The sequence below is a fragment of the Streptomyces sp. NRRL F-2664 genome (assembly GCF_000719345.1).
In the GTDB taxonomy this organism is placed as follows: domain Bacteria; phylum Actinomycetota; class Actinomycetes; order Streptomycetales; family Streptomycetaceae; genus Streptomyces.
Map to the genome: position 1 here is coordinate 69,538 of NZ_JOFX01000012.1, position 23,993 is coordinate 93,530.

The following is a 23,993-nucleotide window of genomic DNA, read 5'->3' on the forward strand; positions in this document are numbered from 1 at the left end:
ACCCTGCGCGGGGTGCGCCCCCGGCGCCCTCTCCCCCGGGGCGGCGGCCCCAGCAGGAGCCGCCGCACGGGGCCGCCCGGGCGCTCACGACGCGGGGACGTGACAAGGGGGCGGGGACGGCCGCGCGGCCGTCCCCGCCCCCTTGTGACGTCCTCACACCCTCACGTCCGTCCGCCCGGCGCTACGCCTTGCGGTGGGACGGTGCCTTACGGGCCTCCTCGGCGGCTTCCTTCGCCTCCCACTCCGCGATCACGTCGATCGGCGGCGGCGCCTTCGCCAGGAACACCCAGGTGAAGTACACCGCGAGCACCATCGGCGGGAGCTTCAGCGCGATCAGGACCCAGCCCAGCTGCGTCGCGTCGCCCCACCAGTACAGCGGGAAGAGGATCGCGTACTTGGCGAGGAAGATCAGCCCCCAGGCCAGGCTGGCCTTGGTGTACGCCTTCTTGCGCCCAGGGTTGCGCGTGCGCCAGGAGAGGTTCTCCTTGAACACCGGGCCGAGGATCACGCCCAGCAGTGGGAAGCCAACCAGCGCCGAGACCGTGAAGGCGACGCCCAGGCCGACGCCGTAGATCATGCCCGGCAGGTAGAAGCCCTTCGCGCTGCCCGTGAAGAGGGCGAAGGCCACGCCCACGCCCACGCCGAAGACGCCGCTGAAGGCGTGCTTCACCGTGTCCTTGCGCAGCAGCCGCACGATGACCAGCAGCACAGCGACCGCGCCCGCCGCGAGGGCGGACATCTTCACGTCCTTGTTGACCGTGTAGATCATGACGAAGAGCAGCCCGGGGAGCATCGTCTCGATCGTGCCCCGGACACCTCCGAACGCGTCGAAGAGTGCCGCCTGCGTCACGGCCTTCTGGTCCGCGGACGCGGCGGCGGACGGGTCCGCTGCCCGGTCGGCGGCCCGATCCGCGGACCGGTCGGCGGAAGCGGGCGGCCCGGCGCCGGGCTCCGGGTTGGTCGGTTCGTCGAGTGACATCGCCGGTTACTGCTCCTGTCCGAGCGGTCGGAGTTCGTACTTCGGGTTGAACAGCACCCGACGGCCGTGGCTCAGCGAGATCCGCCCGGAGGCGATCATGCGTCGCCCGGGCTCGATTCCCACGATCGAGCGACGCCCGAGCCACACCACGTCCACCGCGCCGGAGCCGTCGAAGAGCTCGGCCTCCAGGGCGGGGACGCCGGCCCTCGGGCGGAGGGTGACCGTACGCAGGGTGCCGGTCACCTTGACTATCTGACGGTCGTCGCAGTCGCAGATCCGCGTGCACCCCGCGGCCTCTGCGTCCTCCTGCAGCTCCGCGGAGTGCAGGTCCTCCTGCGAGGTCGACAGCCGCTCGATCATCCGGCGGAACCGGCCCGCCGGCCTGGCCGGCTTCGCGGGCTTCTCGGGACGCGGTTCAGCACTCATACGAGAAAGCCTACCGGCCCGCCCACTACCTCTCGAAGCGGTATCCCATGCCCGGTTCGGTGATGAAGTGCCGCGGATGCGAGGGGTCGGCCTCCAGCTTGCGCCGCAACTGGGCCATGTAGACCCGCAGGTAGTTGGTCTCGGTGCCGTACGACGGCCCCCAGACCTCCTGGAGCAGCTGCTTCTGGCTGACCAGCTTGCCGCCGTTGCGGACCAGGACCTCCAGCAGGTGCCACTCGGTGGGCGTGAGCCGTACGTCGCGCCCCTCGCGCACCGCCTTCTTCGCGGCCAGGTCCACGGTGAAGCCCTCGGTCGAGACGACGACCTCGCCCCCGCCGGCGCCGGCGGCCGGCTCCGCGCGGCGGACGGCGGCGCGCAGCCTGGCCAGCAGTTCGTCCATGCCGAAGGGCTTGGTCACGTAGTCGTCGGCGCCGGCGTCCAGTGCCTCGACCTTCTCGTCGGAGCTGTGCCGGGCGGAGAGGACCAGGATGGGGACGCGGGTCCAGCCGCGCAGGCCCTTGATCACCTCGACCCCGTCCATGTCCGGCAGCCCGAGGTCGAGGACGACCACGTCGGGGTGGCGGGCCGCCGCGAGCTCCAGGGCGCCGGCACCGTCGGCGGCGGCGTCGACCTCGTACCTGCGTGCCTTCAGATTGATCACGAGGGCTCGGACGATCTGCGGCTCGTCGTCCACCACGAGCACCCGGGTCATTGGGGTCCTGCCTTCTGTCGCGTCTTCGTCCGCCGGTCACGGTCGTGACCGGGCTGCAGTGCATCCGCGCCGGTGGCTGCGAGATCGTCGTCGCCCCCGCCTGCGCCGGCGTCCACCGCGCCGGAGGGGGTGGGCGCGCCGCCGCGGGGGACCGCGCGCAGCCTCAGCACCATGGTCAGCCCGCCGCCCGGGGTGTCCTCGGCCGCGAGCGTGCCGTCCATGGACTCGGTGAATCCGCGGGCGACGGCGAGCCCGAGGCCCACCCCGGCGCCGCGCGGGGCGTCCCCGTAGCGCTGGAAGGGGGCGAAGATCCGGTCCTTGGCCTCGTCGGGCACCCCCGGGCCGCGGTCGACGACCCGTACCTCCACGCGGTCGCCGAGGGTGCTGGCGGCCACCAGCACCGGCGTGCCGGCCGGACTGTACTTGACGGCGTTCTCCACGACGTTGGCCACGGCCCGTTCCAGCAGTCCGGGGTCCACCGCCACCATCGGCAGCGACTCGGGCACGTCCAGCAGCACGCTGTCCTCGGGTACGCCGCCCAGCGCCATCGGGACCACCTCGTCGAGGTCGATCTCCCGGATCAGCGGGGTGACGGTCCCGGTCTGCAGCCGGGACATGTCGAGCAGGTTGCCCACGAGGTGGTCGAGGCGGTCGGCGCCGTCCTCGATGCCCTCCAGCAGCTCGGCGCGGTCCTCCTCGGACCACTGCACGTCGTCGGAGCGCAGCGAGCTCACGGATGCCTTGATGGAAGCCAGCGGCGTACGCAGGTCATGGCTGACGGCGGCCAGCAGGGCCGTCCGGATCCGGTTGCCCTCGGCCAGCCGGCGGGCCTCCTCGGCCTCGCCGACCAGCCGCTGGCGGTCCAGGACCACGGCGGCCTGGGCGGCGAAGGCGCCGAGCACCCGGCGGTCCTCGGCGGGCAGGACCCGTCCGGACAGGGCCAGCGCCATGTGGTCGCCGATGGGCATGTCGACGTCGGCGTCCTCGGGCCGGGCGACCGGGCGGGGGCCGACGCTGCCGGCCCGTTTCCAGGGATCCCGGTCGTCGGCCCGTTCCAGCAGGGCCACCGACTCCATGGCGAAGGTCTCGCGCACGCGCTCCAACAGCGCGTCCAGGGTGGTCTGGCCGCGCAGCACGCTCCCGGCGAGGAAGGAGAGGATCTCCGACTCGGCGCGCAGCCTGGCCGCCTGGTGGGTGCGCCGGGCGGCCAGGTCCACCACCGAGGCCACGGCGACGGCCACGCCGAAGAAGACGGCGATGGCGACGATGTTCCTGGGGTCGGAGACGGTGAACCGGTGCAGCGGCGGCGCGAAGTAGTAGTTCAGGAGCAGCGAGCCCACGGCGGCGGAGGCCAGGGCCGGCCAGAGCCCGCCCAGCAGGGCGGCCGCCACCGTCAGGGCCAGGAAGAGCAGCATGTCGTTGGCGATGCCGAGGTCCGCGGCGATGTGCGTGAGCAGGAGACACAGCAGGACCGGGAGCAGGGTCCCGACGACCCACCCGGCGAGGATCCGACTGCGCCCGAGGCGGGCGGCGGAGGGGGCCATGGGCAGGCCGCGGCCCTTGGCGACCTCCTCGTGCGTCACGATGTGGACGTCGAGGTCGGGTCCGGAGTCGCGGGCCACGCTCGCGCCGACGCCGGGGCCGAAGACGTACTGCCAGGAGCGGCGGCGGCTGGAGCCGAGCACGATCTGGGTGGCGTTGACGCCGCGGGCGAAGGCGAGCAGGGCGTCGGGGATGTCGTCGCCGATGACATGGTGAAACGTTCCGCCAAGGTCCTCGACCAGCGTCCGCTGGACCGCGAGTTCTTTCGGCGAGGCTGCGGTCAGGCCGTCGCTGCGGGCGATGTAGACGGCGAGGATCTCGCTGCCGGAGCCCTTGGCCGCCATGCGCGAGGCGCGCCGGATGAGGGTGCGCCCCTCGGGCCCGCCCGTCAGCCCGACGACGATCCGCTCCCGCGCCTGCCAGGTCGAGCGGATGCCGTGCTCGCCGCGGTACTGCTGGAGGTACTCGTCCGCGCGGTCGGCCACCCACAGCAGCGCGAGCTCGCGCAGGGCCGTGAGGTTGCCGGGCCGGAAGTAGTTGGAGAGGGCCGCGTCGACCTTCTCGGGCTTGTATATGTTCCCGTGCGCCATGCGCCGGCGCAGCGCCTGCGGGGACATGTCGACCAGCTCCACCTGGTCGGCACGGCGGACGACCTCGTCGGGCACGGTCTCCCGCTGCCGCACCCCGGTGATCGACTCGACGACGTCGCCGAGGGACTCCAGGTGCTGGATGTTGACGGTCGACACGACGTCGATGCCGGCCCGCAGCAGCTCCTCCACGTCCTGCCAGCGCTTGGCGTTGCGCGAGCCGGGGACGTTGGTGTGCGCGAGCTCGTCCACGAGCGCTATGGCCGGCCCGCGGGCGAGGACGGCGTCCACGTCCATCTCGGTGAAGGAGGCGCCACGGTGGGTCAGGATCCGGCGCTCCACCCGTTCGAGGCCGTGCAGCATGGCCTCCGTGCGCGGCCGCCCGTGGTGCTCGGCGAAGCCGACGACGCAGTCCGCGCCCCGCTCCACCCTGCGGTGGCCCTCGGAGAGCATCGCGTAGGTCTTGCCCACACCGGGTGCCGCGCCGAGGTAGATCCTGAGCCTGCCGCGTCCCATGGGCTCATTCTCGGGGACGTGCGGGTCGCGCACGCACCGATCGGAGCGCCGGGCCCGATCCTGACGGATCCCTGACGCCGCCGGGCCGGGGCGGCCGGGCATGCGGGAGCCGGCGGGTCCGCCCCTGGGGGAGCGGGACCCACCGGCCGCGGTTCACGATGCGTCCCCCGGTGCGCGGGGGCCGGCCGGAGGCCGTCCGGGTCAGCGGACCTCGGTGATCTCCGGGCCGCGCTCCAGCTGACCCATGCCGCCGCCGAAGCGGGAGCCCTCCTGATCGTCCGTCTGCACGCCGTCCGGCACCATCTGGGCGTCGTTCGGCAGCTTCAGAACGATCGGGTCCCGGGGGGCCATCGGGCCGTCACCGCGGACGACGACCGTGTCCCGGAAGATCTGCTCCAGCACGCCCGCCGACTCGGGGCGCACCGCGCCCTGGCCGGAGATGACGCCGCGCAGGAACCAGCGCGGGCCGTCGACGCCGACGAAGCGGACCAGCTGGGCTCCGGTCTGGCCGTCCGGCAGCGGGACGGGCACCTGCGCGCGCAGCTCCCAGCCCAGCGCGCCCTGGACCTCTTCGATGATGCCGCCCTGCTGGGTGATGCCCGCGGCGATCTCGTCGCGGACCTCGCCCCAGATGCCCTCCTTCTTGGGCGCGGCGAACGCCTGCAGCTGCACGGCGCTGTCGCCCAGGACGACGGTGGCGGCGACGATCGCGTCCCCGGCGACCTCGACGCGCAGTTCCATGCCGTCGACACCGGGTACGAAGATGCCGCCCAGGTCGACCCGGCCGTCGGCCGGGTTGCCGAGCACCTCGGAGACGTCCCAGGGGCCGTCGGGCCGCGGGGCGGGGGGCAGGTTGATCCGGCGCGGCGCGGCGGCGCCCTCCGGCTCGCCCGCGTCGTCCTGCTCGGCGTCGGCGACGCCGTCTACGACCTGCTCGGCCGCGCCGCCGTCCTTGGCGGAGTCGTTCTTCTTGCGACGTCCGAACACGTCACTGTCCTTCCCGGTCGGTTACGACCGAAGCGTAGCCATTCCCACCCTGCTGACCAGCCCCGGATCCGGCCACGGCCGCATGACCGCCGGTGGAGCCGAAACCCCCCTCGGCCCGGGCCGAGCCGGGAAGTTCCGCCACCTCGTGGAAGCGCACCTTCTCGACCCGCTGGACAACCAGCTGGGCAATGCGGTCGAAACGCTCGAACCGGACGCTCTCGCGAGGGTCGAGATTGACCACGATCACCTTGATCTCTCCACGGTACCCGGCATCCACCGTCCCCGGGGCATTCACGAGCGCGAGCCCGCAGCGGGCGGCAAGACCCGACCGAGGGTGCACGAAGGCGGCGTACCCGTCGGGCAGGGCGATGGACACCCCGGTGGGCAGTACCGCACGCTCGCCGGGCTCCAGTTCGGCGGCCTCGGTGGTCACCAGGTCGCAGCCGGCGTCCCCGGGGTGCCCGTACGCCGGAATGGGGACTTCCGGGTCGACGCGGCGGATCAGCACGTCGACCCCGTGGCGGGATGCGTTGTCGTTCAGGGGCATCAGGGGTTCACCTCGAAGGCGCGTGCGCGCCTGACCTGGTCCGGGTCGGCCATGGCCGCCTGGATCTCCTCGGGCCGTCCGTTGTCGATGAAGTGGTCGACCTTCACTTCGATGAAGAGCGCGTCGGCGCGGACCGCGACCGGGCCCTGCGGCCCGCCTATCCGGCCGACGGCCGTGCAGAAGATCTTCCGGCCGGCGACGGCGGTGACCTCGGCCTCCAGGTGCAGCAGGGTGCCCACGGGCACCGGGCGCACGAAGTCCGTCTCCAGCCGTCCCGTCACGGCGATGACGCGCAGCAGCCAGTTCAGCGAGCCCAGCGTCTCGTCGAGTGCGGTGGCGAGCACCCCGCCGTGGGCGAGGCCGGGAGCGCCCTGGTGGGCGGGCCTGACGGTGAACTCGGCGCTCACGCGGACGCCGTCGCCGGCCCGGGCCTCCAGGTGCAGGCCGTGCGGCTGGCCACCGCCGCAGCCGAAGCAGTGCTCGTAGTGGGCACCGAGGAGTTCGCCGGGGGCCGGCGCGTCGGGATGCCGGACCGGTGCGGCGGCATCGGCCGGCGGCGTCAGCGCTGTGTTTCGTCCACTCACAGCCGCAGACCTTACCCGCGCGGCTACCCACCGGTCGCCTCGTGGCAGGCTTGAGCGCATGCAGCTCTCCACCGCGCACCACGACGAACGCCTGACCGCCCCCCGCTCCTGGTGGGCCATCGCCGTCATGACCGGCCTCGCGGGCGCACTGATGCTGCTGCCCCTGGGCACGCTGCCGCTGCTCGCCGGCCTCGTCGGCGGCACCGCGCTGGCCGGTCTGCTGGTGAGTTCGTACGGCTCCGCGCGCGTGCGCGTGGTGAACGGTGCGCTGGCCGTCGGTGACGCGCGGATCCCGGTGTCGGCGCTGGGCGAGCCGGAAGTCCTGGACGCCGAGGAGGCCCGCGCCTGGCGGACGTACAAGGCGGACACCCGGGCCTTCATGCTGATGCGCAGCTACGTGCCGACGGCGGTCCGCATCGAGGTCACCGATCCGGCCGACCCGACGCCCTACGTGTACGTCTCCACCCGCGAGCCGCAGGCACTGGTCTCGGCCCTGCGGGCGGCGCGGGCCGCCTGAGCACGCGCGGTCTCGCGGCGCCCCGCGGCTCCTTCCTCGGGGGCCGCGGGCGGCATCAGTCGCGCGTGAAGTACTCCGGCCCCTCCAGGGCGGCCCTGGTGGCCTCGGGAAGGGGCTCCACAGGCCGTTCCAGGGGCGGCAGGGTGCGCAGGGCCTCCCAGGCCACCGCCTGCTTGCGCAGGTCTGCACGGACCTTCTCGGCGAGCTTGCGGGTGTCGCGGCGGTTCATGACCGCGCCGACCGCCGCGCCGACCATGAACGGCATGAGGTTCGGCAGGCTGCGGATCATCCGCTTCACGATCTGCTGGCGCAGTTCGCGCTTCATCTGACCGCCGAGGGCGGCGTTGAGCGTCGTCGGCCTGGTCAGGTCGACGCCGCGCTCCTCGGTCCACGCAGTCAGGTAGGCGAAGGTGCGCTCCTTGAGGTTGCCGTGCGGCCGCTGGCCGTAGACCTCGTGGAGTTCCGCGATGAGCTTCAGCTCGATCGCCGCGACGCCGGTGATCTCCGCGGCGAGCTCGGCGGGCATCGCGGGCGGCACGGGCAGCATGGCCGCCGCTCCGATGCCGGCCCCCACGGTCGCCGAGGCGGCGGTGGCGCCGGAGACCAGCTTGTCGGCCAGTTGTTCGGGGCCGAGGCCGGGGAACTGCGCCCGCAGGGTCGCGAGGTCCCGGACCGGGATGCGCGGGGCGTTCTCGATGATCCTGTCGGTGATGTACAGGGCGGCGCCGCGCACGCCTTCGCCGCCCTTGCGCACGCCGTTCCTGACGGCGTGCAGCCCACGGGCCCCGGGGCCGCGCCGGGATCCCTCGCCGGACTCCGCGGCCGACACCGCCGCGTCGGCGCCCGAGGGCACGGCGGGCGCCGCACTGGCGGAGCCGCCGGGGGCGTCGGGACCCGTCTCCGGGCCCGTGGTCACCACCTGCGTCTCCGCCGGATCACCTTTCTTCCGGAAGGGGCGCTTCCGGAAGGGTGTCGAGCCAGCCACGGCCGACGCCTCTCAGTCGCAGTCGCGACAGATCGGCTGGCCGTTCTTCTCGCGCGCCAGCTGGCTGCGGTGGTGCACCAGGAAGCAGCTCATGCAGGTGAACTCGTCGGCCTGCTTGGGCAGGACCCGGACGGCCAGCTCCTCGTTGGAGAGGTCGGCGCCGGGAAGCTCCAGGCTCTCGGCCGAGTCGAATTCGTCCATGTCGACGGACGAGGACGACTTCTCGTTGCGTCGAGCCTTCAGCTCCTCGATGCTGTCGTTGTCGACGTCGTCGTCGGTCTTGCGCGGGGTGTCGTAGTCCGTTGCCATTGTTCGCTCTCCCCCTCTGGGTGTTAGCGGTGTCTCAGCGCACGTAACGCACGAGAGGCCGGACTTGTGCCCGACCTGAGGCGGAGATTTTGCCTCACATCAAGGTCTGTTACTCAATCGACACCCAGCCGCCCACCTGAAGGGGCGATCGGCTGGGATGACGACCGGGACCGTACACGGTCCGGGCGCCGTCTTGCACAAACGCCACCCGGTGTATTTCCCGCCATTCGGGGGGCCGGAAACCCGGACTTCCCGGGCGTTCCGGCCGCCCCCGAGTCACCGAACGCGCAGGGCCGGACACCGCCGACTGTGATCGATCACACAGGGGCGAATGCCTTCATCGGCCACACATTCAGCCTTCAGCGAACACCGGGTGGGGCGTCTCACAACGGCAGAGTGACACGCATCACGAGGCCACCGCCCTCCCGGGGCATCGCCTGGATCCTGCCGCCGTGGGCGCGCGCCACGGAGCGTGCGATCGACAGCCCCAGCCCGACACCCTTGTCGCTGCCCGTGCGCTCCGTACGCAGCCGCCTGAACGGCTCGAAGAGGTTGTCCACCTCGTACGCGGGAACCACGGGACCCGTGTTCGACACCAGAAGCACCGCCTGGCCGTGCTGCGCCTCGGTGGTGACCTCCACCCAGCCGTCCTCCGGCACGTTGTACCGGACGGCGTTCTGCACCAGGTTGAGGGCGATCCGCTCCAGCAGGACGCCGTTGCCCTGGACGACCGCGGGAGCGCGCTCGCCGCGGAGCTCCACGCCCTTGGCGTCGGCCTCGCCACGGACCTGGTCGACGGCGCGCGAGGCGACCTCCGCCATGTCCACGGGCTTGCGCTCGACGATCTGGTTCTCGCTGCGGGCCAGCAGCAGCAGGCCCTCGACCAGCTGCTCGCTGCGCTCGTTGGTGGCGAGCAGGGTCTTGCCGAGCTGCTGGAGCTCCACCGGGGCACCCGGGTCGGACAGGTGCACCTCCAGCAGGGTCCGGTTGATCGCCAGCGGTGTCCGCAGCTCGTGCGAGGCGTTGGCGACGAACCGCTGCTGGGCGGTGAAGGCCCGCTCCAGCCGGTCGAGCATCTCGTCGAAGGTGTCGGCGAGCTCCTTGAGCTCGTCGTCCGGGCCGTCCAGCTCGATCCGCCGGGTCAGGTCGGAGCCGACCACCCGGCGGGCGGTACGGGTGATCTTGCCCAGGGGCGAGAGCACCCGGCCGGCCATCGCGTAGCCGAAGGCGAAGGCGATGATGCTCAGGCCCAGCAGGGCCATCAGCGAGCGGCTCAGCAGGTCGTCCAGGGCGTGTCGGCGCTGTTCGAGGATGCACTGGCCGATCGCGGCGTTGAACTGGTCGGGTGGCAGTTCGAGTCCCACCACTCCGGGGCAGGAACTGCTCGTGACCTTGACCTGGCCGCCGACGATCTGGAACGGCAGGGCGTTGCCCTGGCGCAGGGCCTGGGCCGCCAGCAGGTAGATGATCGACAGCAGCAGGATGCCCGCGATCAGGAACATGCCGCCGTAGAGCAGGGTGAGGCGTATCCGGATGGTCGGCCTCAGCCACGGGAAGGGACCCTCGGGCTGGCCGGGGTCCCAGGTCGGTTTCGGGGGCGCCGCCGGTGGCGCCGGGGTGGTCGCCACGCGGTCAGATCCGGTATCCGGAGCCGGGCACCGTCACGATGACGGGCGGCTCGCCCAGCTTGCGGCGCAGGGTCATCACCGTCACGCGCACCACGTTGGTGAACGGGTCGGTGTTCTCGTCCCAGGCCTTCTCCAGCAGCTGCTCGGCCGAGACGACGGTCCCCTCGCTGCGCATGAGGACCTCCAGCACCGCGAACTCCTTCGGGGCCAGCTGCACCTCCTTGCCCTCGCGGAACACCTCGCGCCGGTTGGGGTCCAGCTTGATGCCGGCCCGCTCCAGCACGGGCGGCAGCGCGACGGTGGTGCGCCGGCCCAGCGCCCGCACGCGGGCGGTCAGCTCGGTGAAGGCGAACGGCTTGGGCAGGTAGTCGTCCGCCCCGAGCTCCAGGCCCTCCACGCGGTCGCTCACGTCACCGGAGGCGGTCAGCATCAGTACGCGGGTCGGCATGCCGAGCTCGACGATCTTCCGGCACACGTCGTCACCATGGACCAGCGGGAGGTCCCGGTCGAGCACGACCACGTCGTAGTCGTTCACGCCGACCCGCTCCAGGGCGGCGGCGCCGTCGTACACGACGTCCACGGCCATGGCCTCCCGGCGCAGGCCGGTGGCCACCGCATCGGCGAGCAGCTGCTCGTCCTCGACGACGAGTACGCGCACGTCGTTTCCTTCCTCCGAGCCCAGAAGGGCACACGTGTATTGCGTCGTACATCCTGCCCGTTTCGGCCGTAAACCGGCTGTAAGACGGGTCAGGGAGGGGCCCGCGGGGCGGAAGTGGGGATTCCTTCGCTTCCGGAGGTTTCTGGGCCCAGGGTGCCGGGGAGGACGTGAGAACACCCCATCCACTCCCTGACGGCGGTATCGCCACGTGCCGCCGCCGACCCACGAAGAGGGGGCGAACCCATCATGGACGCATTCACCGCGGGTCTCCTGCAGCGCATCAGGGCCACGCAGTCGGATCTCAGGCACGCCCGTGAGACGGGCGACGACTTCCTCGCGGAAGTGGAACTGGCGGAGCTGGAGGACCTCCAGCGCCTGGCCGCCGAGCACGGCGTGCCGGTCACGGCCGCCGTTCCCGCCTGCTGACCGGCTGCCGAGCGCCGATCCGGGACGTACGTGGACCCCGGCCGCCCGAAGGGGCGGCCGGGGTCCACGTACGTCCGCCCGGCCCCGCTCAGTCGTGCCAGGCCCCGGACTCCTCCAGCAGCGGCTGGAGCGAGGCGAAGACGGCCGGGGTGGCGGCCAGTGCCAGCTCCCCGGAGGCCGGCCGACCCGGGCGGCCTCCGGTCACGGCCCCGGCCTCCCGGGCGATCAGCTCACCGGCGGCCAGGTCCCACGGGTTCAGCCCGCGCTCGTAGTAGCCGTCCAGCCGTCCCGCGGCCACGTCGCACAGGTCCAACGCCGCCGAGCCGCCCCGCCGGATGTCCCGCACCAGCGGGATGATCCGCTGCGCGACGTCGGCCTGGTGCGCCCGGCGGGCCTGGACGTAGGCGAATCCGGTCCCGACCAGGGCCTGGTCCAGCGGGGCCGCCGGCCGGCAGGCGAGGCGGGCCGTGCCCAGCCAGGCGCCGCCGCCGCGGACCGCGTGGTAGACCTCCCCGCGCATCGGCGCCGCGACGACGCCGACCACGGTCTCGCCCTCGTACTCGGCGGCGATGGACACGCCCCAGCTGGGGAGCCCGTAGAGGTAGTTGACGGTGCCGTCCAGCGGGTCGACGACCCAGCGCACGCCGCTCGTCCCCGGGGTGTCGGCACCCTCCTCGCCGAGCAGCCCGTCCTCGGGCCGCCGCTCGGCGAGGATGCCGGTGATCAGCTTCTCCGCCGCGATGTCCATCTCGGTCACCACGTCGATGGGGCTGGTCTTCGTCGCCGCCACCGCCAGGTCGGCCGGCCGGCCGTCGCGCAGCAGAGCCCCGGCCTGCCGGGCGGCCTCCATGCCCACGTCCAGCAGGTGTGCCATCAGCTCTTCGGACATCAGGTTCCTCTTCCTAGTACGGGCTGTCCGCGCCCGCGGCGGCCGGCCGGGGGCTGCGCGCCGGGCAGCAGCCCACCGCGCACACGTCGTGGCTCTGGCCCAGCAGGCCCACCCAGCACTCCTCGGCCGCCTCGCCGCGCTCCTTGGCGGCGCGCTCCAGCACGAGTTCCCGTACGGCCCCGGCGAACGCCGGGTCGGCACCGACGGTCGCCGACCGCGCCACCGGCAGGCCCAGTTCCGCGGCCTTCGCGGTCGCCTCGGTGTCGAGGTCGTACAGGACCTCCATGTGGTCGGAGACGAAGCCGATGGGCACCATGACCGCGGCCGGCGCGCCCTCGGCGTGCAGGGCCTCCAGGTGGTCGCAGATGTCCGGCTCCAGCCACGGGATGTGCGGGGCGCCGCTGCGGGACTGGTAGACGAGCTTCCAGGGGCGCGCGACACCGGTCCGCACCGCCACCTCGTCCGCGATCACCCGGGCGACGTCGAGGTGCTGCTTGACGTACGCGCCGCCCTCCCCGCCCTCCGTGTGGTCCTCGACGGGGCCGGAGGTGTCCGCGGCGGCGGTCGGAATGGAGTGCGTGGTGAAGGCGAGGTGCGCCCCGGCGCGCACCTCCTCCGGCAGCGCGTCGAGCGCGGCCACCACACCGTCGATCATGGGCTCGACGAAACCGGGGTGGTTGAAGTAGTGCCGCAGCTTGTCGACCCTCGGCGGCTCCACGCCCTCCTCGGCCAGGGCGGCCAGCGCGTCGGCGAGGTTCTCCCGGTACTGCCGGCAGCCCGAGTACGAGGCGTAGGCGCTGGTCGCGAGGACGGCGATGCGGCGGCGCCCGTCGGCGGCCATCTCCCGCACGACGTCGGTCAGGTAGGGGGCCCAGTTGCGGTTGCCCCAGTAGACGGGCAGGTCCACCCCGTGCTCGGCGAAGTCCTTGCGCAGCGCGTCCAGCAGCGCGCGGTTCTGCGCGTTGATCGGGCTGACCCCGCCGAAGCCGAAGTAGTGCTGTCCGACCTCCTTGAGACGCTCGCGCGGGATCCCGCGCCCGCGCGTGACGTTCTCCAGGAAGGGCACGACGTCTTCGGGCCCCTCGGGGCCGCCGAAGGAGAGCAGCAGCAGGGCGTCGTACGGGGCGGCGGGCCCGCCGGCGGGCGGGGGGAGCTGGTCTGACATGCCTCGAATCCTGCCACTCGGGCCGCTCCGGAGAGAACCGCCCCGTCCGCGAGGCGGACAGCGGAACAGGTAAGGTGAACCTAACTTCTGATTCGCGGAAACTCCTCCCGTGCGGTGCCCGGTCGGCCGTCGTAACCTGTACGGGCCGATATCGTCCCTTACGGAGGGCCCCCTTGCCCAGTCCCTACCGCGCGATCTTCGCGGCCCCCGGCACCAAGGGGTTCAGTGCCGCCGGCCTGATAGGCCGCCTGCCGATATCCATGGTCGGCGTCGGCATCCTGACGATGATCTCCGAGATCACCGGCCGGTACGCCATGGCGAGCGCGCTGACCGGCACCCTCGCCCTCGCCGCGGCCGTGGTCGGCCCGCAGGTGTCCCGGCTGGTCGACCAGCACGGGCAGCGGGCGGTCCTGCGCCCCGCCACCCTGATCTGCGTGGGCGCCGTCGCCCTCCTGCTGGTGGCCGCGGCGAACGGCTGGCCCGACTGGACCCTCTTCGTCTGCGCGGCCGTGGCGGGTTGCGTGCCCAGCGTCGGCTCGATGGTCCGCGCCCGGTGGACCGTCATCTACCGCGACTCCCCGCGCGAACTGCACACCGCGTACTCCTTCGAATCCGTCGTGGACGAGGTGTGCTTCATCTTCGGCCCGATCCTCGCGATCGGGCTGTCCACCACCTGGTTCCCCGAGGCGGGCCCGCTGATCGCCGCCGTCTGCCTGCTCGTCGGCGTGTGGCTGCTCACGGCCCAGCGCTCCACCGAGCCCGCGCCGCACCCGCGCACGCAGGGCGGCGACCGGGCCTCGGCCCTGCGCTCCCCGGGACTGCAGGTCCTGACGGCCACGTTCGTGGCGACCGGCGCGATCTTCGGCTCCATCGACGTGTCCACGCTGGCCTTCGCCGACGAGCAGGGGCAGAAGTCCGCCGCAAGCTTCATCCTGGCCATCTGGGCGGCCGGATCCTGCCTGGCGGGCATCGTCTTCGGTCTGCTCCATCTCAAGGGCCGGACCGAACTGCGGTGGGTACTGGGCGTATGTGCGATGGCCGTGAGTATGATCCCCCTCCTACTGGCCGGGAACCTTCCGTTTCTGGCCGTGGCGCTCTTCGTCTCGGGCCTCGCCATCGCTCCCACGATGATCACCACGATGGCCCTGATCGAGGCGCACGTACCCCACGCGAAGCTGACCGAGGGCATGACCTGGATCAGCACCGGCCTCGCGGTCGGTATCGCGCTCGGCTCGTCCGTGACCGGCTGGGTCGTGGACGCGGCCGGCGCGCGGAGCGGGTACGTCGTCTCCCTCTCGGCGGGGGCGGCCGCGGCGGCGGTGGCGTTCGCGGGATACCGCCGGCTGACGAGGCCGGCGCAAGGGGAGGAGCCTGCATCCGATGGCGACGGCGACAGCACGGAACGGCAGCACGGCGACCGCGTGGCGTAACTGGGCGGGCAACGTCACCGCCACGCCCACCCGCGTGGTGACCCCGGCCTCGGTCGGGGAGCTCCAGGAGGCGGTCCGCAGGGCCGCCGAGGACGGGCTGCGGGTGAAGGCGGTCGGCACCGGCCACTCCTTCACCGCGGCCGCCGCGACCGACGGCGTCCTCGTCCGGCCGCAGGCGCTGGCGGGGATCCGGTCGATCGACCGTGCGGCCGGCACCGTGACGGTGGCGGCGGGCACGGCCCTGAAGGACCTCAACCGGGCCCTCGCCGCCGAGGGGCTCTCGCTCACCAACATGGGCGACATCATGGAGCAGACGGTCTCCGGCGCCACCAGCACCGGCACCCACGGCACCGGCCGCGACTCCGCCTCCATCGCCGCCCAGATCCGCGCCCTGGAGCTGGTCACGGCGGACGGCCGGCTGCTGACGTGCTCGCAGAAGGAGAATTCCGAGGTGTTCTCGGCGGCCCGGGTGGGCATCGGTGCGCTCGGCATCGTCACCGCGATCACCTTCGCCGTGGAGCCGCTCTTCTTCCTGACCGCCCGTGAGGAGCCCATGGGCTTCGAGCGGGTGACCGCGGAGTTCGAGGAGCACTTCGCGGAGAACGAGCACTTCGAGTTCTACTGGTTCCCGCACACCGGCAACTGCAACACCAAGCGCAACAACCGCAGCCAGGGCCCCGCCGCCCCGCCCGGACCGGTCAGCGGCTGGATCGAGGACGAGCTGCTCTCCAACGGCCTCTTCCAGGCGGTCAACACCCTGGGCCGTGCGGTGCCCGCCACCATCCCCGCCATCGCCCGCGTGGCCAGTCGCGCGCTGTCGGCCCGCACCTACACCGACATCCCGTACCGGGTGTTCACCAGCCCCCGCCGGGTGCGGTTCGTGGAGATGGAGTACGCCCTCCCCCGCGAGGCGGTGGTCGAGGCCCTGCGGGAGCTGCGGACGACGGTCGACCGCTCCCGGCTGCGGATCAGCTTCCCGGTGGAGGTGCGGACCGCCCCGGCGGACGACATCCCGCTGTCCACGGCCTCGGGGCGCGACACGGCCTACATCGCGGTGCACATGTACCGCGGCACCCCCTACCGGGCCTACTTCACCGCGGCGGAGCGCATCTTCACCGCCCACGGGGGGCGCCCGCACTGGGGCAAGGTGCACACGCGGGACGCGGAGTACCTCTCCCGGGTCTACCCGCGCTTCGGCGAGTTCACCGCGCTGCGCGACCGACTCGACCCCGACCGGGTCTTCGGCAACGACTACCTCCGGCGCGTCCTGGGGGCCTGAGGCCGGCCGAACCGGAAGTGGACAGGCGCGACGTGTGCCGCACCTCTCGCGCTTGTCCTCTTTCGGCAGTTGGTGACAGCCCGGCGAAGGCGATAGTTCCGTTTCGGGTGATTCCGTGCAGCGCAACACCCGCCGTTCGGGCCGCGGATGCAGGTGGGACCCGACAGCGGGCAGGCCAACTCCCGCCGTCCGGCAAAACTCCGGCGGCGCGGCGGTCCACCCAGGTGGCCCGAATGGAGTACTGTGGCGAGCCCTGGGTCTGTCCTTCCTTTCGGATGTCCGGATCCGGGAGAGGGGGCCGGCTGACGGAAAGCGGCACTCGAAGACCGGCGATGCCGCGGCATTGCACGGGTCCTGCTGCGCACAGTAACCGTCCGGTCACTATGCGTGCTCAACAGGTAACCGTGCCATAACGGCGATCAAGGGCGCATGCCCGACACGCCGGTTTAACTCGGCAAGGTTGTGGCAGGCTGCACCCGGGCAGGCCACACTCGACTAGCGGAAGCAGCGACGCACGTGACGTCGGCAGGCACCACCCGGGAGGTCCCCATGCCCGAACTGCGTGTCGTGGCCGTCTCCAATGACGGCACACGACTGGTGCTCAAGGCTGCGGACAGCACGGAGTACACGCTTCCGATCGACGAGCGGCTTCGGGCTGCGGTACGCAACGACCGCGCACGCCTGAACCAGATCGAGATCGAGGTGGAGAGCCACCTCCGCCCCCGTGACATCCAGGCGCGCATACGAGCCGGTGCCTCCGCGGAGGAGGTCGCCCAACTCGCCGGCATCCCCGTCGACCGCGTCCGCCGCTTCGAGGGCCCCGTGCTCGCCGAGCGCGCCTTCATGGCCGAGCGCGCCCGCAAGACACCGGTGCGCCGACCCGGCGAGAACACCGGGCCGCAGCTCGGCGAGGCCGTACAGGAACGACTGACCCTGCGCGGGGCCGAGAAGGACTCCGTCCAGTGGGACTCGTGGCGCCGCGACGACGGCACCTGGGAAGTCCTCCTGGTCTACCGGGTCGTCGGCGAGCCGCACTCGGCGAGCTGGACCTACGACCCGCCGCGCCGGCTGGTCGTGGCCGTGGACGACGAGGCGCGCTCCCTCATCGGCGAGTCCGAGGACCTGCCGGCGGCACCGGAGCCGAGCTTCCCCTTCGTACCGAGGATCGCGCGCCTGCCCCGCGACCGGCCGCTGGACCGCGCCCTGGACCGGCAGCTGGAGCGGGTCGAGCCCCGGCCCACGCCCGTACCGGAGCCGGAGGAGGAACGGGACACGCTGACCAGCCTGCTGGAGGCGGTACCGAGCTTCCGCGGCGACATGGTCGTGCCGGAGCGCACCGAAGCGACGGAGACGGAAGCCGAGGTGGAGGAGCCGCCGGCGCCCGCCGCGTCGGCGGGCGCGGGCGCCGCGTACGCGGACGTGCTCATGCCCCGCACGGTGGGGGGCCACCGCGACCGGTTGACGGGCACCACCGATCGCCAGGCCGAGGCCGACGGGGTCCGCCCCGGGCGCCGTGCGGCGGTGCCCAGCTGGGACGAGATCGTCTTCGGCACGCGCCGCAAGAAGCAGGAGTAGCGCGGGGCGGCACGGCGTCGGCTCCCCTCGGGGAGCGCACCGGCATGCCGCCCGCCCCGTCGCCGCGCCCCTACTGCGGGTCCGGACCGGTGGCCACCGGACGGGCCGGGTCCGTGCACCAGTGCGACCAACTGCCCGCATAGAGGTCGGACGCGATACCGGCCACTTCCAGGGCCAGCACCTCGTGCGCTCCCGACACCCCGGATCCGCAGTACACGCCGACCGGGGTGCCCTCCGACGCGCCGAGCGCCTCGAACCGGGCCCGCAGGGCGTGTGCCGGCAGGAAACGGCCGTCGGGCCCCACGTTCTCGGTGGTCGGGGCCGACAGCGCGCCCGGGATGTGGCCGCCCACCGGGTCGATCGGCTCCACCTCGCCGCGGTACCGCTCCCCCGCCCGGGCGTCCAGCAGGACGCCCTCGCGCGCCCGTGCGGCCGCCGCGTCGGCGTCGAGCAGCCCGCGCCCGCCCGGGTTTGGCTTGAAATCACCCTCAGCCGGAACCACTCGTTCAGCCGTGACGGGTCCGCCCGCCGCGGTCCACGCAGCCAGTCCGCCGTCCAGGACTCGCACGTTCGGGTGACCTGTCCAGCGCAACAGCCACCACGCGCGGGCCGCCGCCCAGCCCTGTCCGCCGTCGTACACGACCACCGGTACGTCCGCCCGGACCCCGGCCTCGCGCATGGCCGCACCGAAGGCCTCCGGGTCCGGCAGCGGGTGGCGTCCCCCGGACCCGGCCGGACCTGCCAGTTCGCGGTCGAGGTCGACGTACACGGCGCCCGGCAGGTGCCCGGCCTCGTAGGCGGGCCGCTGGTCGGGGCCGCCCAGCTGCCAGCGGACGTCCAGCAGGACCGGCGGCCGGGCTCCCGCCAGCTCGTCCCTGAGTTCGGCGGCGGAGAGAATCGCAGTTTTCGCACTCATGGCGGCCATCTTCCTCCCCGTCCGGCACCCCCGTCACAGGGTGCTCCGCGACGGGGCACCCGGTTCCGGTCAACTCCGTTCCGGACCACCGGAATGCGGCGCGGCCGGGGCGCGCCGCGTCCGCCGGAGTGGAACCATCAGCACCGGTGACGGCTCGACGGAGGAGACGGCTGACATGACCGAGGCAGCGGAAGCATCCCGGTGCACGCCCGGCACCCCCTGCTGGGTGAGTCTCATGGTGCACGGCCTGGGGAGCACCGAGGACTTCTACGCCGACCTGTTCGGATGGGAGTACGTACCGGGACCCGAGCAGCTCGGGCGCTACGTCCGCGCCGTGCTGGACGGCCACGAGGTGGCCGGGATCGGCGAGCTGCCGCCCGACGCACACCTGGCGACGGCGTGGACCACGTACCTGGCCACGGACGACGCCGACGCGACGGCCGAGTCGGTCCGGGCCTGCGGCGGCACGGTCGCGGTGGGACCGCTGGACGCCGGCGCGGCGGGGCGGGTGGCGATCTGCTCCGACCCTCTGGGAGCCGTCTTCGGCTTGTGGCAGGCGCAGACGCGCCTGGGCACCCGGCCGCACGGGCCGGGTGCCCCCGTCTGGCACGAGCTGGTCACCCAGGAGGCCTCGACGGTGGGCAAGTTCTACGAGCACGTTTTCGGCCACGAGGCGCAGGCGCACGTCACCGCCTCGGACGACTTCGACCACCTCACCCTGAACCTGGCGGACCGCCCCGTCGCCGCCGTGCACGGCGTCGGCCGTTCACTGCCGCACGACCGCGGGCCGCACTGGCTGACCCACTTCGAGGTGGAGGACACCGACGCGGCCGCGCTCCGGGTCCGGGAACTCGGCGGGCGCGTCGTCGATCCGCCCCGCGAGGGCCTGCGCGGACGCCAGGCCACCGTGGCGGACCCGGAGGGCGCGGTGTTCGCCCTCGTACGGTCGCGACGCTGAACGCCGCAGGGGTTCAGGCGTCGTGCGGCGCGGGCGGCCGCCCGAAGTGCCGGGCGGTGGGAACGAGCGCGGCCGCCGCGGGAACGAGGAAGCAGGCCGCGGCGCAGACGGCGAGGACCGGGGTGACCCCGAAGGCCTGGATGGCCGGGGCGATGAGGGCGAGGCCGACGGGAGCGAGGCCGTAGGAGACGAGGAAGTCCAGTGAGGAGACCCTGGCGAGCTTGTCGGGGGCGACCTCGCGCTGGGTGGCGGTGAACCACGGCACGTTGAACAGTTCGATCCCGACGCCCGCGACCACGTAGGCGCCGATCACCACGACCGGGTGCACCGGGAGCATCAGGCTCAACGGCGCGCAGCCGTAGGCGGCCAGGCCGGCGAGGGCCGCCCAGCCCTGGGAGCGCGGTCGCAGGCGCGCCGTGACCAGCGCGCCGCCGAGAGCGCCCACGGTGTACGCGGTCATGGCGGCGGCCAGGACCCACTCGGTGGCGTAGCGGTCCCGGCTGATCAGGGGCAGGGCGACGCTGGTGGCGGAGTAGCCCAGCGCGATCACGGCGGTCAGGGCGCCGAGCCCGGCGAGGAACCAGGGGTGGCGGCGGGCCTCGCGTATCCCGTCGACGAACTCGGCGCGGAACGAGGCGCGCTGCGGCCGCGGCGCACCCTGGGCGCCGGCCGCGGCGCCCCGGCCCGGCAGGAGTGCGGCGACCAGCCAGAGCAGACCGATCCCCAGCAGCAGGGTCGCGACGTCGGTGAACGCCGCGAGCAGCGCGGTCAGGGCGGGCCCGGCCAGGGTCGACCCGCGTACCGCGAGGGTCGTGGCGGCGTTCGCCTGCTGCCTGCGGCCGGGGTCGACGACCTCGGCCGTCAGGGCCTGGAAGGCGGGGCGGCAGGCGCCCTGGCCCGCGCCGGCGAGGGCGGCGGCCGCCGTCATCAGCAGGAGGGAGCGGCCGAGCCCGACGGCGAGGAGGGGTGCCGCGGCCGCGGCGGCGAGCGCGGACCACAGGACGACGGCCCGCCGGGTATGGCGGTCGGCCAGCACTCCGCCGACGGCCACGGCGGCGAGGAAGCCGGCGGTGCGCGCCGCGAGGACGAGGCCGAGGCCCGCCGCGCCGAGTTCGCGTTGCAGGACCGCGAGGCCGAGCACGAAGGGCAGGGCCCAGGTCGCGAGCCCGGAGGCGGTGGTGCCGGCCCACAGACGCAGGAAGGCGCTGTCGCGCAGGACGGAACGCGTGCCGGGCGGACGGGACATGGAGTCCGTGGGGGCAGGTGTGGTCGCCACGAAAGGGTGCTCCTCACTCTATTAATGAAAACGATAACCATTACAGTACTCTGTGGGCGCGGCACTCCCGCCCCGTGCTCGACCACGCCCATCCGCCCCCGCGTGCCCGCCCCACGCCCTCCCCGACCGGAGAACCCATGCGCCCTCGCGTCCGAACCGGCCTCGCCCTGACCCTCGTTCTCGCCTGCACGGCGACCGCCGCGGGCTGCTCGACCCCCGCCGACCGCGGACCCCGGAGCACCGCCGCCACCCGCACGGAGATCACCAGCTGCGGCAGCCGGCTCTCCTTCGACCGGCCCCCGCAGCGCGCCGTCGCCCTGGACCAGACCTCGACCGAAACCCTGCTGGAGCTGGGCCTGCAGGACCGGATGGCCGGGACGGCCAACCTGAAGACGAAGATCCCGGCGCAGTACCAGGCCGCGTACGCGAAGGTCCCGGTGATCGCACCGAAGATCGCGACCGGCGAGCAACTGCGCGGCGCCACACCCGACTTCGTGGTGGCCGGTTCCACCGACCTCTACACGAAGGACCGGGCGGGCACCCGCGAGGAACTCGCGGCGCTCAAGGTGCCCGCCTTCGTCAGCGCCGTGGACTGCCCGGAGCACAGCGCCGCCGGGACGTCCCCCTTCGAACTGCTCTTCTCCGACTACGAACAGCTGGGCCGGGTCTTCGGCGCCGGCGAGCGGGCCGCCGCGCTCGCCCGGGAGCAGCGCGCCGCCGTCGCCAAGGCCGGCGAGGGCGCGGCCCGCACGGCCCGGGACGGCGAGCAGCCCACCGTCGTCTACCTCTACTCCGTCTTCAACGGCATGCCGTACGTCGCCGGCCGGACCGGGCTGCCCAGCGAGATGAGCCGGATCGTCGGCGCGCGCAACGCCTTCGACGACGTGCAGGAGGACTGGCCGGAGGTGTCCTGGGAGGAAGTCGCGCGGCGGAACCCGGACTTCATCGTGATCGGCGACCTCTCCGAACGCGGCCGGCCCGGCGACAGCGCTGCGGAGAAGCGCCGGGCGATGGCCGAGGACCCGGTGGTCTCCCGGCTGGCGGCGGTGCGCGACAACCGGATCATCGAGGTGCCCGGGATCGAGCTGGACCCCTCGGTGCGCTCCGTGCACGCGCTGGGACTGCTGGCAGCCGGGATGAAGGACCTCGGCCATGTCCGCTGACCTGCTGCACCCCGCGGCGCGCGCCCCGGGGGCGGCCGCCGCGGCGTCCGCTCCACCCGTTCCGTCCGCGCCACCCCGGGCGCGGGCCGGGACGCTGGTCGCCCTGGTGCTCGTCCTGGCCGCGTCGGTGGCGGCCGCCACCCGGATCGGCACCGCCGACGTCGGATGGAGCGACCTCGGCCGGGTGGCCGGGGCGCGGCTCGGACTGGGCACCGAACCGCTGCCGCCGCTGCTCGACTCGCTCGTCTGGGACCTGCGCCTGCCCAGGGTCCTGATGGCCGCCCTGGTCGGCGCAGCCCTCGCGGTGTGCGGCACGGTGCTGCAGGCCGTCACGCGCAACGCCCTCGCCGACCCCTATCTGCTCGGGGTCTCCTCGGGCGCCGGGGCGGGCGCGGTCGCCGTGGTCGTCCTCGGCGCCGGCGCCGGCGCCGTGGGCGTCACCGGCGGCGCGCTCGCCGGGGCGCTGCTCGCCTTCGCGGTCCTGCTGCTCCTGCTGCGCCGCACCGGGCTGGACTCGGTCCGCGTCGTGCTGACCGGGGTGGTCGTCGGCCAGCTCTTCACCGCGCTGACCTCCCTGGCCCTGATGGCCTCGGCCGACGCGGACACCACGCGGGCCGTCACGCACTGGCTGCTGGGTTCGATGGCCCCGGCGCGCTGGGACGCCGTCGTGGTCTGCGCGGTCGTCACGCCCCTCGGGCTGGCCGCCGCCCTGCTGTGCGCGAACGCCCTCGACGCGCTCGCCTTCGGCGCGGACACCGCCGCATCCCTGGGGATCGGCGTACGACGGACCCGGATGCTGCTGCTCGTGGTGACCGCCGTGCTGACCTCCGTGGCGGTGGCCACCGTCGGCGCCATCGGGTTCGTCGGGCTGATCGTCCCGCACGGCGTGCGCTTCCTCGCCGGCCCGCTGCACCGGACACTGCTGCCCCTCGCGGCGCTCGCCGGTGCGGTGTTCCTGGTGTGGACCGACGCCCTGGCGCGGGTCGCCTTCGCACCCCGGGAGGTGCCCGTCGGTGTCATCACCGCACTGATCGGCGTTCCCCTCTTCCTCCTCGTCCTGCGCAGGAGGGGGGAGCTGTGAGGATCACCGCCGAGGAGTTGACCTGGTCGGCGGCGGGCACTCCCGTCGTGCGCCGGGTCCGTCTGGACATCGCACCGGGTGAGACCGTCGGGCTGCTCGGTCCCAACGGTTCGGGCAAGTCCTCCCTGCTGCGCTGCCTCGCCGGACTGCGCGTGCCCGACACCGGCACGGTGCGCTACGACGGCGTGCCCGTACGGGAGCTGGGAGCCCGCGGGATCGCCCGCCGGGTCGCCTTCGTCGCACAGGACTCCGCCCTCGACACCGACCTGCGCGTCGCCGACGTCGTCGGGCTGGGGCGGACCCCCTTCCGCGATCGCTGGCGCGGCCCGGACGCGTACGACCGGGCGGTCGTCGCCGCGGCGCTGGAGCGGGTCGGACTCACCGCGCTGGCGGGGCGGGCCTGGTCCGACCTGTCCGGCGGCGAACGCCAACGCGCGCACATCGCCCGTGCGTTCGCGCAGCAGCCGTACGGGCTGCTCCTCGACGAGCCGACCAACCATCTCGACGTCAAGCACCAGTGGGAGCTGATGGAGCTCCTCGCCGGCGCCGACCAGACCGTCCTCGTCGCGCTGCACGACCTGACCCTGGCCGCCCGCCACTGCGACCGGCTGCTGCTGATGCACGAAGGTCTGCTGGTCGCCTCCGGCCCCCCTGCCGAGGTCCTCACCCGGGAGAACCTCGCCCGGATCTTCGAGGTGGACGCCGAGTTGTCCACCGATGCCCTGGGCCGGGCGGCGGTCTCCTTCCGAGGGCCCCTCAGCAGCGCCCCGGCCCCGTCACCGGTCTCCTCCCCCGCACCCTCTCCGATCCCCTGCCCGACCCGGCCCGACCCCCGGTCCGCTCCATGACAAGGAACCC

General features: G+C 73.3%; 24 protein-coding genes. 9 read left to right on the forward strand and 15 right to left on the reverse strand.

What is annotated here, in order from left to right; all coding sequences use genetic code 11:
* Positions 1-181 precede the first annotated feature (181 nt).
* From IF89_RS0113745 to IF89_RS0113775, 7 genes are all read right to left on the reverse strand, one after another.
* Complete coding sequence (locus IF89_RS0113745) at positions 182-979, reverse strand: DUF3159 domain-containing protein (protein ID WP_043193912.1); 798 nt, start codon at positions 977-979, stop codon at positions 182-184.
* A 6-nt stretch (positions 980-985) separates the two neighbouring features.
* Complete coding sequence (locus IF89_RS0113750; protein ID WP_078628285.1) at positions 986-1,405, reverse strand: OB-fold nucleic acid binding domain-containing protein; 420 nt, start codon at positions 1,403-1,405, stop codon at positions 986-988.
* A 25-nt stretch (positions 1,406-1,430) separates the two neighbouring features.
* Positions 1,431-2,117 (reverse strand): response regulator, encoded by a 687-nt coding sequence (locus IF89_RS0113755; RefSeq protein WP_030766273.1) that lies wholly within the window; start codon positions 2,115-2,117, stop codon positions 1,431-1,433.
* Positions 2,114-4,762 carry a sensor histidine kinase gene (locus IF89_RS0113760; protein WP_078628286.1) on the reverse strand — a complete coding sequence of 883 codons (2,649 nt, stop codon included), beginning with the start codon at positions 4,760-4,762 and terminating at the stop codon, positions 2,114-2,116. Before IF89_RS0113760 ends, IF89_RS0113755 begins: the two co-directional genes overlap by 4 nt.
* 201 nt (positions 4,763-4,963) lie before the next feature.
* On the reverse strand, positions 4,964-5,749 hold the full coding sequence (locus tag IF89_RS0113765; RefSeq protein ID WP_030766290.1) for a DUF3710 domain-containing protein: 786 nt from the start codon (positions 5,747-5,749) through the stop codon (positions 4,964-4,966).
* A gap of 1 nt (position 5,750) precedes the next feature.
* Positions 5,751-6,296 (reverse strand): dUTP diphosphatase, encoded by a 546-nt coding sequence (dut, locus tag IF89_RS0113770; protein ID WP_030766292.1) that lies wholly within the window; start codon positions 6,294-6,296, stop codon positions 5,751-5,753.
* The gene (locus IF89_RS0113775) at positions 6,296-6,880 is read right to left on the reverse strand and encodes a PaaI family thioesterase (protein ID WP_030766295.1); all 585 of its coding nucleotides are present in this window, start codon (positions 6,878-6,880) and stop codon (positions 6,296-6,298) included. Before IF89_RS0113775 ends, dut begins: the two co-directional genes overlap by 1 nt.
* Positions 6,881-6,938: 58 nt before the next feature.
* Between IF89_RS0113775 and IF89_RS0113780 the strand changes: the two genes are divergently transcribed.
* Positions 6,939-7,397, forward strand: coding sequence for a DUF3093 domain-containing protein (locus IF89_RS0113780; protein WP_030766298.1), 459 nt, complete (start codon positions 6,939-6,941; stop codon positions 7,395-7,397).
* Between the two features lie 55 nt (positions 7,398-7,452).
* Here IF89_RS0113780 and IF89_RS0113785 read toward each other — a convergent pair whose 3' ends face one another.
* From IF89_RS0113785 to IF89_RS0113800, 4 genes are all read right to left on the reverse strand, one after another.
* Positions 7,453-8,382 carry a hypothetical protein gene (locus IF89_RS0113785; RefSeq protein WP_030766301.1) on the reverse strand — a complete coding sequence of 310 codons (930 nt, stop codon included), beginning with the start codon at positions 8,380-8,382 and terminating at the stop codon, positions 7,453-7,455.
* Between the two features lie 12 nt (positions 8,383-8,394).
* Entirely contained in the window at positions 8,395-8,691 is a 297-nt protein-coding gene (locus IF89_RS0113790; RefSeq protein ID WP_030036261.1) for a DUF4193 domain-containing protein, read from the reverse strand.
* A 383-nt stretch (positions 8,692-9,074) separates the two neighbouring features.
* Entirely contained in the window at positions 9,075-10,319 is a 1,245-nt protein-coding gene (locus tag IF89_RS0113795) for a sensor histidine kinase (protein ID WP_030766303.1), read from the reverse strand.
* Between the two features lie 4 nt (positions 10,320-10,323).
* On the reverse strand, positions 10,324-10,977 hold the full coding sequence (locus tag IF89_RS0113800) for a response regulator transcription factor (protein ID WP_030008767.1): 654 nt from the start codon (positions 10,975-10,977) through the stop codon (positions 10,324-10,326).
* Between the two features lie 246 nt (positions 10,978-11,223).
* Between IF89_RS0113800 and IF89_RS0113805 the strand changes: the two genes are divergently transcribed.
* Complete coding sequence (locus IF89_RS0113805) at positions 11,224-11,403, forward strand: hypothetical protein (RefSeq protein ID WP_030766306.1); 180 nt, start codon at positions 11,224-11,226, stop codon at positions 11,401-11,403.
* Between the two features lie 88 nt (positions 11,404-11,491).
* On the opposite strand, the gene IF89_RS0113810 is transcribed toward IF89_RS0113805, so the two are convergent.
* Positions 11,492-12,292 carry an inositol monophosphatase family protein gene (locus IF89_RS0113810; protein ID WP_030766309.1) on the reverse strand — a complete coding sequence of 267 codons (801 nt, stop codon included), beginning with the start codon at positions 12,290-12,292 and terminating at the stop codon, positions 11,492-11,494.
* A 13-nt stretch (positions 12,293-12,305) separates the two neighbouring features.
* Positions 12,306-13,457: a ferrochelatase gene (locus IF89_RS0113815; protein WP_030766311.1), complete on the reverse strand. Its 1,152-nt coding sequence runs from the start codon at positions 13,455-13,457 to the stop codon at positions 12,306-12,308.
* Positions 13,458-13,630: 173 nt separating this feature from the next.
* Here IF89_RS0113815 and IF89_RS0113820 point away from each other — a divergent pair, with 173 nt between their 5' ends.
* The 3 genes from IF89_RS0113820 to sepH all read left to right on the forward strand — a co-directional run bounded on the left by IF89_RS0113820 (position 13,631) and on the right by sepH (position 17,741).
* Positions 13,631-14,887, forward strand: a complete 1,257-nt coding sequence (locus tag IF89_RS0113820) for an MFS transporter (RefSeq protein WP_030766314.1) — start codon at positions 13,631-13,633, stop codon at positions 14,885-14,887.
* Positions 14,838-16,166, forward strand: coding sequence for a D-arabinono-1,4-lactone oxidase (locus IF89_RS0113825; protein WP_030766317.1), 1,329 nt, complete (start codon positions 14,838-14,840; stop codon positions 16,164-16,166). Before IF89_RS0113820 ends, IF89_RS0113825 begins: the two co-directional genes overlap by 50 nt.
* A 549-nt stretch (positions 16,167-16,715) precedes the next feature.
* Positions 16,716-17,741 carry a septation protein SepH gene (gene sepH, locus IF89_RS0113830; RefSeq protein ID WP_030766319.1) on the forward strand — a complete coding sequence of 342 codons (1,026 nt, stop codon included), beginning with the start codon at positions 16,716-16,718 and terminating at the stop codon, positions 17,739-17,741.
* A 70-nt stretch (positions 17,742-17,811) separates the two neighbouring features.
* Here the strand turns inward: sepH and IF89_RS0113835 are convergent, their stop codons facing one another.
* Positions 17,812-18,657, reverse strand: coding sequence for a sulfurtransferase (locus IF89_RS0113835; RefSeq protein ID WP_030766322.1), 846 nt, complete (start codon positions 18,655-18,657; stop codon positions 17,812-17,814).
* 175 nt (positions 18,658-18,832) lie between these two features.
* On the opposite strand from IF89_RS0113835, the gene IF89_RS0113840 reads away from it, so the two are divergent.
* Positions 18,833-19,615 (forward strand): VOC family protein, encoded by a 783-nt coding sequence (locus IF89_RS0113840; RefSeq protein WP_030766323.1) that lies wholly within the window; start codon positions 18,833-18,835, stop codon positions 19,613-19,615.
* A 13-nt stretch (positions 19,616-19,628) separates the two neighbouring features.
* Here the strand turns inward: IF89_RS0113840 and IF89_RS0113845 are convergent, their stop codons facing one another.
* Positions 19,629-20,891, reverse strand: coding sequence for an MFS transporter (locus IF89_RS0113845; RefSeq protein WP_078628287.1), 1,263 nt, complete (start codon positions 20,889-20,891; stop codon positions 19,629-19,631).
* A 137-nt stretch (positions 20,892-21,028) separates the two neighbouring features.
* On the opposite strand from IF89_RS0113845, the gene IF89_RS0113850 reads away from it, so the two are divergent.
* From IF89_RS0113850 to IF89_RS0113860, 3 genes are read left to right on the forward strand one after another with little or no spacing between them, the layout of a single operon-like run.
* A complete protein-coding gene (locus IF89_RS0113850) occupies positions 21,029-22,054 on the forward strand; it encodes an ABC transporter substrate-binding protein (RefSeq protein WP_030766328.1) in 1,026 nt (341 codons plus the stop codon).
* Entirely contained in the window at positions 22,044-23,135 is a 1,092-nt protein-coding gene (locus tag IF89_RS0113855) for an iron chelate uptake ABC transporter family permease subunit (protein WP_051807053.1), read from the forward strand. Before IF89_RS0113850 ends, IF89_RS0113855 begins: the two co-directional genes overlap by 11 nt.
* Positions 23,132-23,983 (forward strand): ABC transporter ATP-binding protein, encoded by an 852-nt coding sequence (locus IF89_RS0113860; RefSeq protein ID WP_051807054.1) that lies wholly within the window; start codon positions 23,132-23,134, stop codon positions 23,981-23,983. The genes IF89_RS0113855 and IF89_RS0113860 overlap by 4 nt, the downstream gene beginning before the upstream one ends.
* The last annotated feature ends 10 nt before the right edge of the window (positions 23,984-23,993 follow it).

Coding starts and splice junctions, on each gene's coding strand:
- IF89_RS0113745 (WP_043193912.1), bottom strand. CDS start 979: ATGTCACTCGACGAACCGACCAACCCGGAGCCCGGCGCCGGGCCGCCC.
- IF89_RS0113750 (WP_078628285.1), bottom strand. CDS start 1,405: ATGAGTGCTGAACCGCGTCCCGAGAAGCCCGCGAAGCCGGCCAGGCCG.
- IF89_RS0113755 (WP_030766273.1), bottom strand. CDS start 2,117: ATGACCCGGGTGCTCGTGGTGGACGACGAGCCGCAGATCGTCCGAGCC.
- IF89_RS0113760 (WP_078628286.1), bottom strand. CDS start 4,762: ATGGGACGCGGCAGGCTCAGGATCTACCTCGGCGCGGCACCCGGTGTG.
- dut (WP_030766292.1), bottom strand. CDS start 6,296: ATGCCCCTGAACGACAACGCATCCCGCCACGGGGTCGACGTGCTGATC.
- IF89_RS0113780 (WP_030766298.1), top strand. CDS start 6,939: ATGCAGCTCTCCACCGCGCACCACGACGAACGCCTGACCGCCCCCCGC.
- IF89_RS0113790 (WP_030036261.1), bottom strand. CDS start 8,691: ATGGCAACGGACTACGACACCCCGCGCAAGACCGACGACGACGTCGAC.
- IF89_RS0113805 (WP_030766306.1), top strand. CDS start 11,224: ATGGACGCATTCACCGCGGGTCTCCTGCAGCGCATCAGGGCCACGCAG.
- IF89_RS0113810 (WP_030766309.1), bottom strand. CDS start 12,292: ATGTCCGAAGAGCTGATGGCACACCTGCTGGACGTGGGCATGGAGGCC.
- IF89_RS0113815 (WP_030766311.1), bottom strand. CDS start 13,457: ATGTCAGACCAGCTCCCCCCGCCCGCCGGCGGGCCCGCCGCCCCGTAC.
- IF89_RS0113825 (WP_030766317.1), top strand. CDS start 14,838: ATGGCGACGGCGACAGCACGGAACGGCAGCACGGCGACCGCGTGGCGT.
- sepH (WP_030766319.1), top strand. CDS start 16,716: ATGCCCGAACTGCGTGTCGTGGCCGTCTCCAATGACGGCACACGACTG.
- IF89_RS0113835 (WP_030766322.1), bottom strand. CDS start 18,657: ATGAGTGCGAAAACTGCGATTCTCTCCGCCGCCGAACTCAGGGACGAG.
- IF89_RS0113840 (WP_030766323.1), top strand. CDS start 18,833: ATGACCGAGGCAGCGGAAGCATCCCGGTGCACGCCCGGCACCCCCTGC.
- IF89_RS0113850 (WP_030766328.1), top strand. CDS start 21,029: ATGCGCCCTCGCGTCCGAACCGGCCTCGCCCTGACCCTCGTTCTCGCC.
- IF89_RS0113855 (WP_051807053.1), top strand. CDS start 22,044: ATGTCCGCTGACCTGCTGCACCCCGCGGCGCGCGCCCCGGGGGCGGCC.